The organism is Nocardiopsis endophytica (genome assembly GCF_027706725.1).
In the GTDB taxonomy this organism is placed as follows: Bacteria; Actinomycetota; Actinomycetes; order Streptosporangiales; family Streptosporangiaceae; genus Nocardiopsis_A; species Nocardiopsis_A endophytica.
On sequence record NZ_JAQFWQ010000013.1, the window covers coordinates 47,141 to 62,986 of the forward strand.

The window sequence follows — 15,846 nt, forward strand, 5'->3', positions numbered from 1 at the left end:
AGCTCGGCCAGAGCGTTCTCATCGGCGGCCACCCGGCCCAGGTGATCGGCACACGCCCGCACCCCGACCGGGACCAGGCCGTCCGCGGACGCCTCCAGCTGTGCCTCGTGTTCTGGAGCCACCGCGCCTATTGGGTCGACTACCTGGCCGTCGATCCCGCCGAGCCCATCGCGCTCGACGACACCGCGCCCTGACAGGCGTCCACCAGTCCACCGTCTCGACGGGAGTTCACCATGCCCAAGACCGCCCCCTGCAGCTTCGCCGCCACCGTGTCCCACGCCCGGGGTGCCCGCCCGCTGGTCGATGCCACCTCGTCTAGCGGCCGCGTCCGGACCCCTACTGCCGCCTGAAGGAGGCCCCCATGACCGCTGTGTTCGTGATTCTCGGACTGCTCGCGGCGGCGGGCGTCGTCCGGTACCTGGTCGGGCCGCACGTGCTAGTCCAGCACGTCAGGCGGCCCGAGACCGACACCGACAACGAGCGGTGATCAGTCCAGCAGCACACGCGATGCCGCCCAGCGTGCTCGTGCTTCTTCTTCCCCCCGAAGAATCCGCAGAGAGGACCACGTCCATGCACGCCCTGACCGACCCGATCACGGTCACCGTTCCCGCATGGTTGGCCGCTGTCTTCGCTCTCTACGCACTCGTGGCGATGCTGGCGATGCTCGGCGACATGTGCGCCGTCGTCTTCGACATCTGGAAACTCCTGCGCCCGAGCATCGCCCCGCAGCGCAGCAGCAAAGGCGAGGAGGGCGGCCCTGATGCTCAGGGCGACCGCGGTTACAAGCGAGCCGCCTGATGGACACCCTTGCCTCCACCGCCGCGCAGCTGACCATCCTCGTTGTCGCCTTGGGCGGGCTGAGCTTGGCCTTCCTCGACAGCGACCTGATCAGCGCCCTACGTGAAGCCATCGACCAGCGACACCGAGCCGACGACCAGGAGCACTGACATGCCCACGCGCAACCTGTCCACGCCCGAGCTGTTGGTGATCGCCTCGGTCATCACCGGCCAGCTCGACGAGCACTGGACCTCGCACCCTTCCTTCGCCGTCCAGGCCTGGGTGGAAATCGGCGGTCACCCCCAGATCAACCTGACCCTGCACCGCGACGGCACCACCGACGAGGATAGGGCCGCCTGGCTGGAGCACCTCGCTGAAGCCCTGGGCACCACCGTGCGGCACCCGTCCGGCCCCCACACCATCGCTTCCGTGCATCTGGACGACTGGCAGGGCACCGGAATCGCAGTCGATGCCGCCGCCCGCACCCGCGACCTCGAGAAGACCCTGCAGGAGGCGAGCTGAATGCTGCGCACCGCGTCGCTCAAGCAGCGGATCCAGGCCCTGGAGGAAGAGCTGGCCCACGAGCGCACGGCCCGCACGGCCGCCGAGAACACGGCGACCAGCCTGCGCTGCGAGCTGCGGCACACCGACCACAACCTGGACGCCGCCCGCAAGGAGATCGAATGGCTCAACAGCCAGGAGCGGGACTTTTCGCTGCAGCACGAGCGCCAGGCCCGCGCCGCGGCAGCGGCCCTCGAAGAGGCTTTCATCGCTGACTCCCCACAGGCCGCCGCGGCCGCGGCCCAGCGGTCCCAGGCCCTGATGGCCCTGGACCCCAGGTGCTTCACCGACCCCCAGGTGTTCTGCGACCCGGACACCGACAAGCCCAACGGCTTCGCCTACGGCGTTCTGACCGCCGACTGCTCCATCCAGCCCCTCCATTTCCGGTGCGACGCCAAGGCGTTCCTCACGCGGCGCCACGGTCTTACCTCGGCCGACGCCGACAAGCTGCTCCGCGAGCACGAGGAGGCCGCCCGCCGCCGGCACCCCTATGACGCTTCCTTCTGAATCAGCGCCCGCACACACCGCCCTGACCTGATGCCCTGCCCGCGAGCAGGGCGTTCGCACTCCCAAGGAGAACAGCGATGACCTCTGTCCCACCGCGCGCCCTGCCCACCACTCAGGACGACCTGCACAACATCGAGCGCACGGCCGCCGCCGCGGTGGACCACCCCCAGCGGATCATCTCGGCGGTTCTGGTGCCCACCGGTGTCTATCTGCGCATCCACTGCGACTACACCCACGTGGCCGTGGATGTCCTGAACGGGTGCGGCTACACCGCGACGCTGATCCGCACGGGCCACATCCTCGTCAGCGGCGTGGCCGACCGTGCCTGCCTCCTGGACGCCGAGATCAACCGGCTGGAGGCCGCCCGCCGCTCCCTGGATGAGATCACCCTGGCCTGAACTCTCCTGGCCTCTCACGCAGAAGGGCGCCCCGCCGCTGTGACCGGCGGGGCGCCTCGTGACACCTGAAAGGCGCCAACCATGAACGATGGTCCCACCCACCGCCAGGAGGCGGCAACGCCCAAGCCGTCGCGCCGGGTGCGGCGCCTGGCCGCGGCCGCCGCCGACGCCCAGGCCCTCACCGGCGAGCAGCGCGCCCTGCTCACCCAGGCCGAGCGCGACCCGGCCGTGGTGGCCGCGGCCCGCCGCAGCGCCACCCGCGCCGCCCGCACCCGCGTGAACACCCGCGCCCGCCTGAGCAACACCGCCTACACCGCTCTGGCCGACCGGGCCGCCTCGGCCGGCACCGACCTGGCCTACGCCCTTCGCGCGCGCTCGGCCGAAGCCGCCCCCAGGGCGGTCACCGTCCTGTCCCGCGTGGGGCTGTGGGGGCCGGTGGCGATGCTGGCTATGAGCTTGCTGCTGTCCGGTGGCTCGGGCTACGGCATCGCGATGGTGGCCACCGTGGCCGGGGGCGCCGCGGCCACCGGCTTCATCGTCGAGCTGGGCGGATCGGTCATTTCCACGGCCACCATCACCACCATCGGCCTTGTGGCCCGCTACAGCGCCTCCGGGTATGCGATCGCCACCCGCACTCGGGGCCGCAAGCTGCTGGTCGGAAGTCTGATCGTCGGTCCGTTGCTGATGAGCATCGTGCTGAACCTGCTCGGTCTGGCCTTCGGTTTCTCCATGGCCAGCGTGATCTCCGCGCTGTGCGCGGTCGGGGCGGCCGGCACCGCGCTGGCCGCCCACGCCATCACGGTCATGACCTCCGAGGCCCGCACCGAGCGCGCCGACCAGATCGGCGAGCAGGACGCCGCCGACCTGCTTCGGGTGGCCACCGACACCGCCGCCCTGGACCGGCTCGTCGAGCCCCCGACGCTGCCAGCCGAGGCGCTGGAGAACACCAGCCCCGCTCCTTCGGACGCCGAGCTGGTGGGCACCGCCCTGCTGGGCAGCCTCGCCGAGGGCGACCGCGAGCAGCTGGCGGGCCTCATCGCCGACGACGAGGCGCTGCTGGACAAGGTGATGGCCGCCATCGCCCGGGTGCCCGAGTCCCCGGCCGCGTGGGGTGGCGCCACTGGCGGAACTGGCCCCGATCAGGGCGAACAGCCTGCCGCGACCCCGGTCGCCGCCCCGGGTGGCGGAACCGGCCCTGTGCCCGCTGACCTGCACGAACACCCCGACAACACGGCGGATGAGCCTGCCGAGGGTGGCGGGACTGGCGGAACTGGCGCTGACCAGCAGACTCGTCCGCCGCACCTGCAGGCCCGCGCCGCGCAGGGCGCCTCCACCCGCCAGGCCGTCCTGGACTACATCCAGACCCACGGCCCCGGGGTGTCGACCAACCAGATCGCCGCCGACCTGGGCAAGGCCCGCTCGACGGTGCGCGAGCACCGCGACCGCCTCCACCAGGACGGCCACCAGGTCTACGACAACTGACAACACCCCTATCCGGGGTGCCTGCCGGTCAGCGGGCGCCCCGGCCGTGCTCCGAGGGCGAGCACACCGCCCCGGCCCCTGTGGTCGGGGCGGTGTCCCCGCCGCCCGGAGCGGCGTCGAGCAGGCGACGCGCGGCAACCCCGGATGGGGCTGCCCGCGAACCCGCCCGACCCGCTGTTCCCCACCCGCCCGCGCACCTCGCAGGAGGCCTATGGATCCGCCCTGACCACCACCGACCGGCCACCAACACCGCCGCCCCGACCCGCCACGGGCCGGGGCGGCCCCGTCCACCACCCCCAGAGCTGGAAGGAACCGCATGACGACCATCACCGAGGCCCCCGTCCGCCGCCTGTACACCCGCCAGGCCGACACCTGGATCACCTCCTGGCCCAAGCGTGACGAGTTCGCCACCTGCCCCGAGTGCACGAGCTTCCGGAACCTCCGGCTGCACTGGGTCCAGGGCGAGGAGGACCGTTCGCTGATCTCCTGCGGGTGCGGCGCCACCTGGCACGACCCCAACTGGGCGACCCCCGCCTCGATGGCGCTCGTGCTCGCCAACTGCGGGGCGGGCCACGACGAGCCCGGCCTGCCGGAGGACGTGCCGGACCCTGTGCGGGCGCTGGTCGAAGTCCAGCCCCGCCGGCGGCGGTGATCCCGGCCTACCGGTGGGGCTTCGCCCCGCCGGAGCTGGCCACCCGGGCCCAACTGCGCGCCGAGGGCCTGCGCCCCGGCGGTCAGGACCCCGTCGCCGAACTTCTCTGGCGCTCGCGACGTGCCCGCGGCGGCTACCGCCGCGCCTGGCTCTACGACCGGACCCGCGCCGCAGCGGTGCGGCCGATGACCCCCGCCCGCGAGCGGGCGCTGGCCCGCGCGCTTCTGGCCCGCCACACCTGCAAAGTCTGCAGGTGGGTGTTCGAGTACTGCCTGCCCACCAGCACCGGCGGGTTGTGCCCGCCGTGCGACGCCGACGAGACCGCCCGCGTGCTCACCGCCGAGGGGTGGGCGGCATGACCACGCGCTGCACCCCGGGCATTGAACGCGCCGGCGGCTTCACCGAACGCGGCGAGGAGTCCTACTTCGCCCGCCTGGTCTGCGCCTGCGGCGCCACCGGCGAGTGGCGCGTGGGCTACTACGGGGCCGACGAGGACCTGCGCCGCCACAAGCGCTCGCGTTCCTGCCCCGAGCCCCAGCCCCTCTTCTGAACTGCGCGCCTTCGCGCTCACCCCGCCGGGCTTCAACGACCCGGCCATCGCTTCGTCCAGAAGGAGACGACGTCATGATCCGTGGATTCTTCGCCCGGCTCATCCCCATCGTCATCGCCGCGGTCCTGCTGCTGTGGCTGTTCCGCGCCCCGGAGTCCGTGGCGGGCGTGCTCGTCGCCGCTGTCGGCGTCGTGACCGAGGGCGCCGACGCCCTCGGCCGGTTCGCCAGCGCGCTCACCCCGGCTCTCGAGGGCCTGCTCTGACCCCTCTGCGACTACTCCGGATCCGGCCCGGCGCCCCGTCCTGGCGTCCGGGCCTCTTCACACGGAGGTGCACATGGACACCGAGATCGTGCCCGAGGCGCCGCCTGGGCCTCCGGGAACCGACACCACGCCCGCTCCGCCTGCCGTTCCTGGGGCCGCCGCGACTCCGGCCGCTACCGAGTTCGCCGATCCTCCCCCGCTCCCGCCGCTTCTGGAGATCGGAGCGTCCAACGCCGCCACCATCGGGGCGGGCGCCTGGGCGGTGGGCGGTCCGGCGGGTCTGGCGGTCGCCGTGGGAGCCGCCGGGGCCGGGACCGCCGCGTACCTGGCTCGGCGGCGGCGTGCTGCGAAGGCCGCCGCAGCCCAGCAGGGCGGCCAGGCGGCCGCGGGCAAGGGAGTCCTGCACCGTGCCCGTGGCGGGTCAGGCTCGCTCGGCGGGCGCGGTGCAGGCCGCGGCGCCGGTGGGCTTCTGGGGGCCCGGAGTGGCCGGGGCGGCTCGAAAGCGGCCGGGACGCTCGGCCGCGCGGGAGGCCGGGGCGGGCTGTCCGGTTCCCGCGCCGCGGGGGCGGGCTCTGGTCCCGGCGGCCATGGCGCCCGGACCGGAGGTGGTGCTGGTGGGCGTTCGCCGGGCGCCCACCGAAGGCCGGGGGCCCGCGCGGGACTGCTCGGCGGGCTTGGCCGGGGCGGCTCGGGTTCCCGAGCGGGCGGCGGTACCGGATCGGCCGGCGGACGTGGCGGGCTGTTGTCCGGCACGGGTTCGCGGGCCGGGCGCGGCCGCACAGCAGGCGGCCCCGGCGCCAGGTCCGGGAAAGGCTTGTTCGGGAGGGCAGGCAGCCGTGGCGGAGCATCCGGACGCGGCGGGGCCTTCGGCGGGCAACGAGGAGGCCTTGGGCTCCGCGGTTCCGGCGGCTCTCGCGGACCGGGCGCCGCGGGCAAGGGGCCCGGACGCCTGCTGGGGCCAGGGACGGGCTCGGGCCGGTTCACCTCCGGCAAGGGCCGCTTCACCAAGTTCCGCCCGCGCGGCTTCTCCGGCGGACGGGTGGGCCGGGCGCTCGGCCGCACCGCCGGGCGCACCTGGCGCTCGCGTCCCGTCGCGGCGGCCCGCCGAGGCGCGCGTCGCGCCTGGAACCTGACCCGCCCACGCCGCCAGCGCATCGCCAACTACATGCGCAAGCGCGTGTGGGCGATGCAGGCCCGCGCCTGGGGCTACCGGGCCAAGTCCTGGCTGGCCCGGCTCTGGGAACGCTGGACAGGTCGGGTGAGCGACGACGCGCGCTACGGCAACGTCCGCGGCGCGCAGCTGGCCCTGGCCGCCGCCGCGGTCGCCGGGTTCGGGGCCCGGCCCCGCCGCTCCGAGCCGCGCGTGCTCACCGGGCGCGTCATCGGCACCAACGCCCCGTCCCCACAGGACGGGCCCATCGCCGCCATCGGCCGAGGGCTGATGGCCATCACCGTAGGAACACCCACCGAGGAGGAATCCGTGGCAGCACCCGTCCAGCGCGTCAGAGACGCGGCCGAGGAGCTCAAGAGCGCTCTGTCCGACTTCGGGGGCATGGGGATGCTCGACTACGAGCGGGGGCTCAAGGAGCTTCCGGAGCTTTTCGAGCAGCTTGCCCAGGGCCTGGACAACATGGCCAATCGGGCTGAGGACGAGGAGCCCGTCGACGCCTCCGTATTGAACTTCTTCAGCGTGATCTCGCAGGCCAGCCGCGGTGCGTCCGGGGTGGCCTCGGAGATGCCCGGCCTGTTCCGGGCCGCCCACGAGACCGAGCTCGAGCGGCTGGAGAACCCGCGCCCCAACGAGGAGAAGTGGGACGTGACCCAGCAGGACTAGCACCCCGGTTTCAGCGGGGCGGGGTCCGACCCCGCCCCGCTCCTTCATGCCGGGTGTCGGCACGACCAGGAGGAGAGCGTGGCAGAGCAGCCCCAGAAGAGCGGCAAGAAGAAGTCAGTGAAAAAGGGCCGGGTCAACTGGTCGCACGAGCAGGGGCCGCTGCTCGGCGCGGCCAACGCCGCCTCGGCGGCCATGGCGACCGCGGCGGTCGGCTCGCTGCCCGAGGTGGGCATGGACTGGTGGGTCCCGGCCGTGGCCGGGGCCGTGGGCGCCGCCGCCTCGGTGGCCCGCGCCGGGGAGCGCCCCCTGGTCTCCCGGCTGTTCCGGGGAGCGCGGTGGGCCGGGTTCGCCGGATGGAGCGCCTACGCACTGGCCAACGGCGGCCCCTGGGACGTGTCGACCCTGTCGGCGCTGGGGCTGGGGACCGTGGCGGCCGGAGTGATGCAGCCGGTCACCCGCTCCTTCGAGATCGCCGCCGAGGACCGCGCGAGCAAGGAGGGCGAGATCAAGCGGCGGGCCGGGATCGCCGGTGAGTGGGAGGCCCGCATCAACCGCATCTGCAACATCAACAAGCCCGGGGTGCAGGTGACCGACCTGGTCGAATGGGAGGTTCCCGACCCCCACAACCCCGGTGGCACACGCAAGACCGGCATGAGCATCGTGGTCGAGCTCCCGGCCGGGTCGTCGAGCTGGCGCACCATCGCGCAGAAGGCCGAGGCGCTGGCCGCCGATGCCGACCTTCCCGACGGGTGCGGCATCGAGGTCGCCTCCCACGGGTCCCGCCGCCGGGTCCTGCTACTGGCCTCCACCGTCGACGCTCTGGCCGAGGACATCCCCGCCGGGGACGACTACAGCCCTCTGTCGATCTACGACGACCTGCCCACGTGCATGCACCGCGACGGCTCCTACGGCGGTGTGAACTTCAAGTGGCAAGCCTCGGTGTTGATCGGCGCCACCGGGTCGGGCAAGTCCGCCCACCTGTCGCTGATCATGCGCCAGCTCCTGCGGTGCCGCGACGTCCTGGTCGTCGGGATCGACTTCAACGGAGGAAAAGCCTTCAAGCCCTTCCTCCGCCCGTGGCTGGAGGGCAGGGCCTCCCGGCCGGCCATCGACTGGGTGGCCACCGACCCGGCCGAGGCCAAGCTGATGCTCGACTTCCTCATCGACGCGATCCCCGCCCGCTCGTCGGGCTACGCGGACCTGATGGCCCAGGCCAACGACGACAAGGTCCCCGCCAGCCCGTCCGTGCCGCACATCCAGGTCATCACCGACGAGGCCGCCGACCTGCCCCGCGAGGTCAAGTCGCGGCTCGTCGAGCTGTCCAACCGTTCCCGCGGGGTCTCCATCCGCCAACTGACCTGCGCGCTGCGGGCGGTGTCGGCGGGCGGGGACCAGCTGCCCAAGGAGCTGATCGCCCAGGCCGCCGTGCGCATCGCCATGAAGGTGAACGAGGACGGGGAGTTGCAGCGGCTCTACGGCTACTCCAAGGGCCTGCCCAAGGCCGACGAGATGCCCGCCGCCGGGTACGGGCTGCTGCAGCCCGACCCGGCCCAGCTGCCCCGGATCATGAAGGGCCTGCTGGTCAAGCCGGACGACTCCTATCAGGCGGCACTGGCCACCGACGACCGGCGCCCCCTGCTGGACGAGATCACCGTGAACGTCAACCGGCAGGTCTACGAGCAGCGGTGGCAGCGCGCCAAGGACAAGGGCTGGCTCGGGGTCTCCGAGGTCCCGGCCATTCGATCGGCCCCCGCTCCCGTCCAGTCGGCCGAGGACGGCGGGACAACCGTGGTCATGGAGCGCGAACGCGTCGACTTGGACTCCCTGGACCTCAAGGGCGCGGCCGAGCAGGCCCGCGCCAAGCGCGAAGAACTCGAGCAGCGCAACCGCGCCCGACGCGGTGAGCCGGAGAAGGACGAGTTCGACGCCATCATCGCCGCCTCCTTCGACGCCGACCCCGACCCGCTGCCCGCCGAGGACCACGAGGAGGTGCCCGCGCTACTGAAGACGGCGCTGCGGTTGTGCGGGGAGGGCGACCGTGTCCACTACAGCGCCGTGGCCGACGAAGTCGGCCTGGAGGCCGAGGAGGTGCGGCGGCTGCTGCGGCTCATCCATGTCGAGCCCGGCGACAACTCCTTCCGGTGGAACGGCACCAAGGCGCGCGGCTACTTCCGGGACCAGCTGGAGGAGGCCGTCGCCAAGATCCGCCGCGGAGAGCTGGACGTCCCGCCCGAACTCCGCGACGCACTGTAACCAAACGGCCGGAACGAGACCCCGTTCCGCCCCCGGAACGAGCACTGTTCCGGGGGCGGAACGCGTTCCGGGGCGGAACAACCTGTGTTCCACCTTCTGACCTGCCGCGTTCCGGCGGAACGCGCTCCCCTCGTTCCACCGGACCCCCAGCGGGAGCCCCGTGGGGGCGGGCTGACCGCACTATGCGTGGCGCTCCTGTTCCGCCGGAACACCCCCCGCTCGCTGACCACACACCGTGACCGAAGGACCTGTCATCGCCCCCGAGACCATGCGCCTTCTCGGCTCGGGCGGGGTGGCCCTGGCGTTCCTGCTAGCGGCCGCCGCGGCCGACTACCGAGCCACAGACCCCGAGACCGACGCCTACTCCGGACCCGCCCCATTGGTGGGCGGGCTGGCCGGGATCGCCGCCGCCATGGCCCTGATCGCCCTACTCGACTGAAAGAGGACCCATGCCGCACCGCCGCCGCTACCGCGTACGCCCGGCCGAGCCCCACGAGGTCGCCGCTGAACTTACCGCCGCCTTCCTGGCCGCCACCACCGTGCCCCGCCGCAAGCCGGTCCCCCTGCGCCGGGCGCTGCGCGAGGCCGGCCTCCAGGCGCTCGGGGCCCTGCTCGCGCTCTCGTCCCTGGTCGCCGTGGGTGCTCTCGTCGTCCGTCTGACCTGACCGCTCGCGAACGGGGGCCGCCATACCTGTCCGCGCCGGGCGGCCCCTGGCCCCAGTCGAACCTGCGCTCGAAGGGATCACGCCCGTGATGCACGCCGACCCCATCGTCTTCCTCCTCACCGCCGCCGCGCTGGTCCCCGGGCACTACCTGGGGGACTACGGACTCCAGACCGACGAGCAGGCCAGGGGCAAGGGCGCCTGCACCCATGAGGGCCGGAAGGCCTGCGCGGGGCACGTCGCCTCGCTCACCCTGGCCCAGCTCGTGATGCTCGCCCTGGTGGCCGTGGTGACCGGCACCGCGATGGATCCCGTCGCCGTGGCCCTGGGCCTGGGCGTCAACGCCGTGTCCCACTACTGGGCCGACCGCCGCGCCACGCTGCGCGGCCTGGTCCTGGCGGACGAGCGGCGGTCCTCGAAGATCGGTTTCTTCGACGGCGGAGGGGCGGAACGGGTCGATCAGGCCTGGCACAAGGTCTGGATCGTGCCCGCCGCGCTGGTCGCGGCCTCCCCCGTCCCGCTCGCCCTCGCCCTGGCGATCGCCGCGGCCGCCGTGCTGGCGGTCTGCGACATCGCCTCCTGGCGGGCGCGCCGCGCCGAGCAGTTCCGGAACCAGGCCGCCTCGGCGGTCTGAGCCCGCCCGGTGCCTCTGCCCCGCCGCCCGGTCGGTGGGGCGGGGGGACCAGAGCGGTCCGCCCCCGACCTGCGAAGGAGAACCGTCATGGTGAAGGTCTGCGACCAGCGCACCGTAGGCGTGCTCATCGGCGACACCCGCGGCCGCCTGCTCATGATCGAGCGCGGCACCGCCCCGGTCGGAAGGGCCCCCGTGGCCGGCCACTGGGACCTCGACCAGGGCGCCGACCACGGCACACTGCGCACCCCGGAGGACGTCGCGCGCGCTGAGGTGCGCGAGGAGGTCGGCCTCGAGGTCACCGCCCTGCACGACACCGGCATCCGCGACCTGTGGGTGCCGACCTGGTGCAGGCGGCGCCTCCCCGCCGGTGCCGCCGAGCCAGGCCACGCCTGGACCGTGTACACCGCGGCCACCACGGGAGTCCTCACGCCGGACGAGCGCGAGACCAAGGGCGCCGACTGGTATGACCGCGACCAGGTGATGCAGCTCGCCGAGCGCACCGCGAACTACGCCGTCGGCCTCGTGCCCGAGGAGGAATGGCAGGCCGACCCCGGGCTCGAGCCCGTGTGGGTGGTCCTGTTGAACGGACTGGGCTGGCTCCGTACCGACCCCGCCGACCTGGAGGACATCGCTGCCGCGGCCCGAGCGGGGACGGTCACCCACCACGACGGCTCCACCACCACGACCAGCACGGCCCGCGGTAGCACCGAGACCGTCCACCGCGCCCGCGACGGCCGGACGGTGAACGTCCACCAGAAGATCGACGAGGTGGGCCCCGGCGAGACCGTCATCGGCATGCGCCTCTGACCGGCCGCTCTCCGTTCCAACGAGCAGAAAGGGCCAGCCCATGACCACAACGATCACCGCCACCACCGCGACCATCACCGGCGAGCGACTGATGAGGCTGATCACCGCCGTCGCGCCCTTCACCGGTCCGGCCGACCTCCGCTTGGACGCGGTTCACATCGAGGCCGACGGCCACCGGGTGACCGCGTACGCGACGGACCGCTACACCCTGGGCGTGGCCCGCGACCGCATCGACAGGGTCCGCTTCGCCCCCGTCTCCCTGGACCCGGACGAGGTCTCCCAGCTGCGCCGCACCCTGATGGCCCACCCCGGCTCCGACGTCGACTTCACGTCCGCCACCCAGTTCCACGAGGACCCGGAGCTGGCCCTGCTCACCGACCAGGGCCTCCTCTCGGTCTCGGCGGGAGCGACCGGTTCGGTCAAGCCGCCGCTCTGGCGCAAGGCGCTGACCGAGTGCATGCCCACCGGCCAGGGGTGCCCCGCGCTGGCGATCAGGCCGGAGTTCCTGGCACGCCTGCAGCCCGCCACGCAGATGGCGCCGGAGCACACCCTGGCCTGGTTCGCCCCCGACGCCCCGAAGAGGCCCGTGGTGGTGACCCTCGGCACCTGGTTCCACGCCCTGCTGATGCCCGCCGAGGTTCCCGCCCCCGAGGCCGCAACGGTCACCGCGACCTTGCACGAGCCCTCCGACCCACCGTTCTAGCCCACAACTCCGACGTGCCCTGGTGGTCCGGGGCGGACCAGCGCTGGTCCGCCCCGGACCACGACTACAACCAGGAGGTTCAGTGATCACCACCGCACTCGCGACCCGCCGCGGCTCGCGCGCCTTCAACTGCGACGCCGCCTCCATTCACACCCGCGATAGTGCGACCGCTGCTGCGCTGATCGACGGCATCGGTAACGACGAGGCCACCGCCACCACCGCCCGCCTGCTGGCCGAGACCGTGGCCCGCGTGACCGCCCACCGCGGCGGCCTGGCCGGGCTGCTGTCCGGAACCCAACTGCTGCAGGTGGACCAGGCGGGTGACGCGGTCGGCGTGGCGGCCCTGGCCTCTCCCGGCTCGCCGACATGGGTCTGGTGGTCCGGGGACTGCCGTGGCCACGGCTTTGACCACCAGCGCCAGCGGCTGCGCCGCTTCACCTCCGACCACACCGTGGGCGAGCAGCTCAGGCGCAATGGGGCGCCATGGGAGCTAGCGGCTGACCACGACAACTGGGTGCAAACCCCGCTGTCGGAGGCGGCCGTGGCCACGGTCTACGACGTGGAGGTCCCCGTCGGTGAGCTGGTGGTGCTCACGAGCGACGGCGTCCACGACTACGTCGCCCACGAGGAGCTGGAGGAGATGGCGGCCGCCCTCCAGGACTCCCCGCAGGACCTGGCCCAGGCGCTCGTCGACGCGGCGCGGCCCGACGAGGACGGCTACCGCGATGACGCCACGGCCGTGGTCCTGGCTCCGGCTGCGGGAAAATGCCAGCTCTGCGCCGACGCCGCGCAGACGGCCTGAACCGCCCCCCGAAACGAAGAGGAACCCGCGTGTCCGACTGGCACCTGAATCCCATGCTCGCCTTCGATATCGAGAGCACGGGCGTGGACTTCGACACCGACCGCATCGTCTCCTGTGCCCTGATCCGCATCGATCCTGCGGCCGGCACGGCCGAGCCGCAGACGTGGCTGGCCGATCCGGGGATCGAGATCCCCCAGGGCGCCACCGACGTCCACGGCATCACCACCGAGTTCGCCCGCCAGCACGGCCGCCCGGCCCGCGAGGTCGTCGACGAGGTCGCCCAGCAGATCGGCGCGGCGGTCGCCGACGGGGTGCCTCTGGTCGCGTTCAACGCGGCCTACGACTGCACGTTGCTCGACAGGGAGCTGGCGCGGTACCGGATCGGGGTGGACTTCGGCGGCAAGCTCCGAGTGGTCGACCCCCATGTCCTGGACAAGGAGGTCGACCGCTACCGCCGCGGATCGCGGCGGCTGGTGGACGTGTGCGCCCACTACAACATCCCGCTCGCACAGGATGCCGCGCACGGGTGCGAGGCCGACGCTTTGGCCGCCGCGCGGCTGGCCTGGCGGCTCGGCTCCACCCAGTCCCGCCTGGCGGCCATGGGCATCGAAGAGCTCCACGATGCCCAGCGGACCTGGAGGGCCCAGCAGGCCGCCTCGCTGGAGGAATACCTGCGGCGCAAGAACCCGCGCGAGGTCGTCGAACGCGCGTGGCCGATCATCCCGGCCACCAGCACCTGACCCGCCGACAAATCACTGCCAGGCCCGTTGTCACGCCCTTCCCCTCGGAAGGGCTTTCTTCTTGCGATGGCACCCAACGGCACCCGAGACGGCCGCCCCGACAACCGGGGCGGCCGCTCGAATGCCCACCCGCCGATCCGCCTGGCGGTGACCACCACACCCGCGGCCCGCCCCGCGGATAGGAAGGACCAACCCGTGTCTCTCGCGCTCGTCCCCGAGCCTGAAGAGCAGCATCCCCAGAGCGGGGCCGCCCAGGAACCCCCGCACGACATCCGCGCCGAGCAGAACACGCTCGGCGGGATGATGCTCTCCAAGGACGCGATCGCCGAAGTCGTCGAGATCACCGGCTCCGGCGACTTCTATCGGCCAGCTCACCAGGTGGTCTTCGACGCCGTGGTCAAACTTCATGGCGACGGTGCCCCGACGGACGCGATCGCGGTCAACAAGGAGCTGGCCAAGCGCGGGCAGGCCAAGCAGGTCGGCGGTGCGGCCTACCTGCACACCCTTACCGAGGCCATCCCGGCTGCGGCCAATGCGGGCTACTACGCGCGCATCGTCGCTGAGGCCGCCGTCTACCGGCGCCTCGTGGAGGCCGGCACCCACATCGCCCAGCTCGGCTACGCCGCCGAAGGCGATGCGGGCGAGGTGGCGGCCCAAGCCGATGAGGCACTGCGCCAAGCGCGCGAGGCCGGAGGAGCCTGGAGTGAGCCGACTCCGCTGGACGCGGTCTCCGGCCAGCTTCCCGAGTTCCCCGTCGAGGCGCTTCCGTCCTGGGTGGGGCTGTACGCGGCGGCGGTCTCGGACCTGACTCAGACGCCGCCGGACCTGGCCGGGTGCCTGTCCCTTGCGGCGCTGTCCACGGCCGCCTCGGGCCGGATCCACGTGGACACCGGCACATGGACCGAACCGGCCTGCGTGTACACCGTGACCGCCCTGCCACCGGCATCCCGGAAGTCGGCGGTGTTCGCCCACATCAACAGCCCGCTGTTCCATGCCGAGCAGAAGCTCGTGGAACAGGCCGAGCCCGAGATCCGCGACGCGCTACTGCAGCGGCGCGTGGCGCAAGCCCAGGCCGAGGACGCCGCGCAGAAGGCCGAGAAGGAAGGAGGCAGCCCACAGTCCATGGCCGAAGCCCGCGATGCGGCCGACCGTGCAGCCGAACTCGAGGTGCCCGCGGTCCCCAAGCTGATCGCCTCCGACATCACACCGGAGAACCTCGCGCACCGCTTGGCCGAGCAGGACGGTCGTCTTGCACTGCTGGCGCCCGAGGGCGGGTTCTTCGGCAACCTGGCCGGCCGCTACTCCGGCATGCCGAACCTGGACACCTTCCTCAACGCCCATGCCGGAGAGCAGATCCGTGTCGACAGGCAGGGACGCGAGCCCGACTACATCGACGCTCCCGCGCTCACGATCGGTATCGCGCTGCAGCCCGAGGCACTCAACGAGATCTTCTCCACGCCAGGCGGCCGCGGCCGCGGGGTGTTCGCACGGATCCTCTACTCGCTACCGCCCGACAACATTGGCCACCGCTCCTCCAAGAACGCGGCCCCTATCCCGGCCGAAGTCGAAGAGGAGTACCGGCACCAGCTGAAGGCGATGCTCTTCAGCCTGCGCAACCTGCCCGAACCGATGACGTTGACCTTCACCGATCAGGCACGCGAGCGGCTGATGGTGCTCATGGACGAGGTCGTCGAGCCGCAGCTCCGCAGCGACGGGCGCATGGGGCAGATGCGCGACTGGGGCGGCAAGCTCGTCGGAGCCGTCGTCCGGATCGCCGCCCTGCTCCATGTTGCCGAGCACCTCGCCGACGGGTGGGGAGCCCCGATCACTCTGGAGACCCTCACCGCGGCCGAGAAGCTCGGCGAGTACTACACCGAGCACGCCTTGGCGGTCTTCGGACTGATGGGCGCCGATCCCGTGCACAACGCGGCCCGCAAGGTCCTGGACTGGCTCGAAGCGCACCCGCGCCGCCAGGTCACTCACCGCGACCTCTACAACGGCGTGCGCTGCCGCGACATCCCCAAGTCCTCCGACCTGGATGCGCCGGTCGGCATGCTCATCGACCTGGGATGGCTTCGACTGGCCCCGCCACCTGCCGAGAAGAAGCGCGGCCGCCCCAGCAAGACCTACCTGGTCCATCCAAAGCTCCGACAGAAGGAGGAGAGCTCTGCCTGAACAGCATGAACACCGCAATGAAGCGGCCCCGGGCCCAACTCGCCAA

At 72.5% G+C, this 15,846-nt stretch carries 22 protein-coding genes; all 22 read left to right on the forward strand.

All coding sequences use genetic code 11. The features are described from left to right. Positions 1-41 precede the first annotated feature (41 nt). The 22 genes from O4J56_RS06840 (at position 42) to O4J56_RS06945 (ending at position 15,800) form a co-directional block, all read left to right on the forward strand. Entirely contained in the window at positions 42-194 is a 153-nt protein-coding gene (locus tag O4J56_RS06840) for a hypothetical protein (RefSeq protein ID WP_270684434.1), read from the forward strand. A 167-nt stretch (positions 195-361) separates the two neighbouring features. Then, positions 362-487 (forward strand): hypothetical protein, encoded by a 126-nt coding sequence (locus O4J56_RS06845; protein WP_270684436.1) that lies wholly within the window; start codon positions 362-364, stop codon positions 485-487. A gap of 83 nt (positions 488-570) precedes the next feature. Beyond that, on the forward strand, positions 571-798 hold the full coding sequence (locus O4J56_RS06850; protein ID WP_270684437.1) for a hypothetical protein: 228 nt from the start codon (positions 571-573) through the stop codon (positions 796-798). Next, entirely contained in the window at positions 798-947 is a 150-nt protein-coding gene (locus O4J56_RS06855) for a hypothetical protein (protein WP_270684438.1), read from the forward strand. The genes O4J56_RS06850 and O4J56_RS06855 overlap by 1 nt, the downstream gene beginning before the upstream one ends. A gap of 1 nt (position 948) precedes the next feature. After that, entirely contained in the window at positions 949-1,299 is a 351-nt protein-coding gene (locus O4J56_RS06860; RefSeq protein WP_270684440.1) for a hypothetical protein, read from the forward strand. Continuing rightward, positions 1,300-1,845, forward strand: a complete 546-nt coding sequence (locus O4J56_RS06865) for a hypothetical protein (protein WP_270684442.1) — start codon at positions 1,300-1,302, stop codon at positions 1,843-1,845. A 77-nt stretch (positions 1,846-1,922) separates the two neighbouring features. Beyond that, positions 1,923-2,243: a hypothetical protein gene (locus tag O4J56_RS06870; RefSeq protein ID WP_270684444.1), complete on the forward strand. Its 321-nt coding sequence runs from the start codon at positions 1,923-1,925 to the stop codon at positions 2,241-2,243. Positions 2,244-2,324: 81 nt separating this feature from the next. After that, positions 2,325-3,725 carry a hypothetical protein gene (locus O4J56_RS06875; RefSeq protein ID WP_270684446.1) on the forward strand — a complete coding sequence of 467 codons (1,401 nt, stop codon included), beginning with the start codon at positions 2,325-2,327 and terminating at the stop codon, positions 3,723-3,725. A 316-nt stretch (positions 3,726-4,041) separates the two neighbouring features. Next, positions 4,042-4,377 (forward strand): hypothetical protein, encoded by a 336-nt coding sequence (locus O4J56_RS06880; RefSeq protein ID WP_270684448.1) that lies wholly within the window; start codon positions 4,042-4,044, stop codon positions 4,375-4,377. Further along, on the forward strand, positions 4,374-4,736 hold the full coding sequence (locus tag O4J56_RS06885) for an RRQRL motif-containing zinc-binding protein (protein WP_270684449.1): 363 nt from the start codon (positions 4,374-4,376) through the stop codon (positions 4,734-4,736). Before O4J56_RS06880 ends, O4J56_RS06885 begins: the two co-directional genes overlap by 4 nt. Then, positions 4,733-4,927 (forward strand): hypothetical protein, encoded by a 195-nt coding sequence (locus O4J56_RS06890; protein WP_270684450.1) that lies wholly within the window; start codon positions 4,733-4,735, stop codon positions 4,925-4,927. The genes O4J56_RS06885 and O4J56_RS06890 overlap by 4 nt, the downstream gene beginning before the upstream one ends. A gap of 74 nt (positions 4,928-5,001) precedes the next feature. Continuing rightward, positions 5,002-5,190 carry a hypothetical protein gene (locus O4J56_RS06895; protein ID WP_270684452.1) on the forward strand — a complete coding sequence of 63 codons (189 nt, stop codon included), beginning with the start codon at positions 5,002-5,004 and terminating at the stop codon, positions 5,188-5,190. Positions 5,191-6,355: 1,165 nt separating this feature from the next. Then, positions 6,356-7,024, forward strand: a complete 669-nt coding sequence (locus tag O4J56_RS06900) for a hypothetical protein (RefSeq protein ID WP_270684453.1) — start codon at positions 6,356-6,358, stop codon at positions 7,022-7,024. 78 nt (positions 7,025-7,102) lie between these two features. Continuing rightward, positions 7,103-9,277 carry a hypothetical protein gene (locus O4J56_RS06905; protein ID WP_270684454.1) on the forward strand — a complete coding sequence of 725 codons (2,175 nt, stop codon included), beginning with the start codon at positions 7,103-7,105 and terminating at the stop codon, positions 9,275-9,277. 235 nt (positions 9,278-9,512) lie between these two features. Next, the gene (locus tag O4J56_RS06910) at positions 9,513-9,716 is read left to right on the forward strand and encodes a hypothetical protein (RefSeq protein WP_270684455.1); all 204 of its coding nucleotides are present in this window, start codon (positions 9,513-9,515) and stop codon (positions 9,714-9,716) included. Positions 9,717-9,726: 10 nt separating this feature from the next. Next, positions 9,727-9,942: a hypothetical protein gene (locus tag O4J56_RS06915; protein WP_270684457.1), complete on the forward strand. Its 216-nt coding sequence runs from the start codon at positions 9,727-9,729 to the stop codon at positions 9,940-9,942. Between the two features lie 88 nt (positions 9,943-10,030). Then, positions 10,031-10,573 carry a hypothetical protein gene (locus tag O4J56_RS06920; protein ID WP_270684458.1) on the forward strand — a complete coding sequence of 181 codons (543 nt, stop codon included), beginning with the start codon at positions 10,031-10,033 and terminating at the stop codon, positions 10,571-10,573. 87 nt (positions 10,574-10,660) lie between these two features. Continuing rightward, complete coding sequence (locus O4J56_RS06925) at positions 10,661-11,380, forward strand: NUDIX hydrolase (RefSeq protein ID WP_270684459.1); 720 nt, start codon at positions 10,661-10,663, stop codon at positions 11,378-11,380. 40 nt (positions 11,381-11,420) lie between these two features. Beyond that, positions 11,421-12,083 (forward strand): hypothetical protein, encoded by a 663-nt coding sequence (locus tag O4J56_RS06930; RefSeq protein WP_270684460.1) that lies wholly within the window; start codon positions 11,421-11,423, stop codon positions 12,081-12,083. 82 nt (positions 12,084-12,165) lie between these two features. Beyond that, positions 12,166-12,885 (forward strand): PP2C family protein-serine/threonine phosphatase, encoded by a 720-nt coding sequence (locus O4J56_RS06935; protein ID WP_270684461.1) that lies wholly within the window; start codon positions 12,166-12,168, stop codon positions 12,883-12,885. 29 nt (positions 12,886-12,914) lie between these two features. Continuing rightward, positions 12,915-13,625 (forward strand): exonuclease domain-containing protein, encoded by a 711-nt coding sequence (locus tag O4J56_RS06940; protein WP_270684462.1) that lies wholly within the window; start codon positions 12,915-12,917, stop codon positions 13,623-13,625. A gap of 195 nt (positions 13,626-13,820) precedes the next feature. Next, positions 13,821-15,800 (forward strand): YfjI family protein, encoded by a 1,980-nt coding sequence (locus O4J56_RS06945; protein WP_270684463.1) that lies wholly within the window; start codon positions 13,821-13,823, stop codon positions 15,798-15,800. The last annotated feature ends 46 nt before the right edge of the window (positions 15,801-15,846 follow it).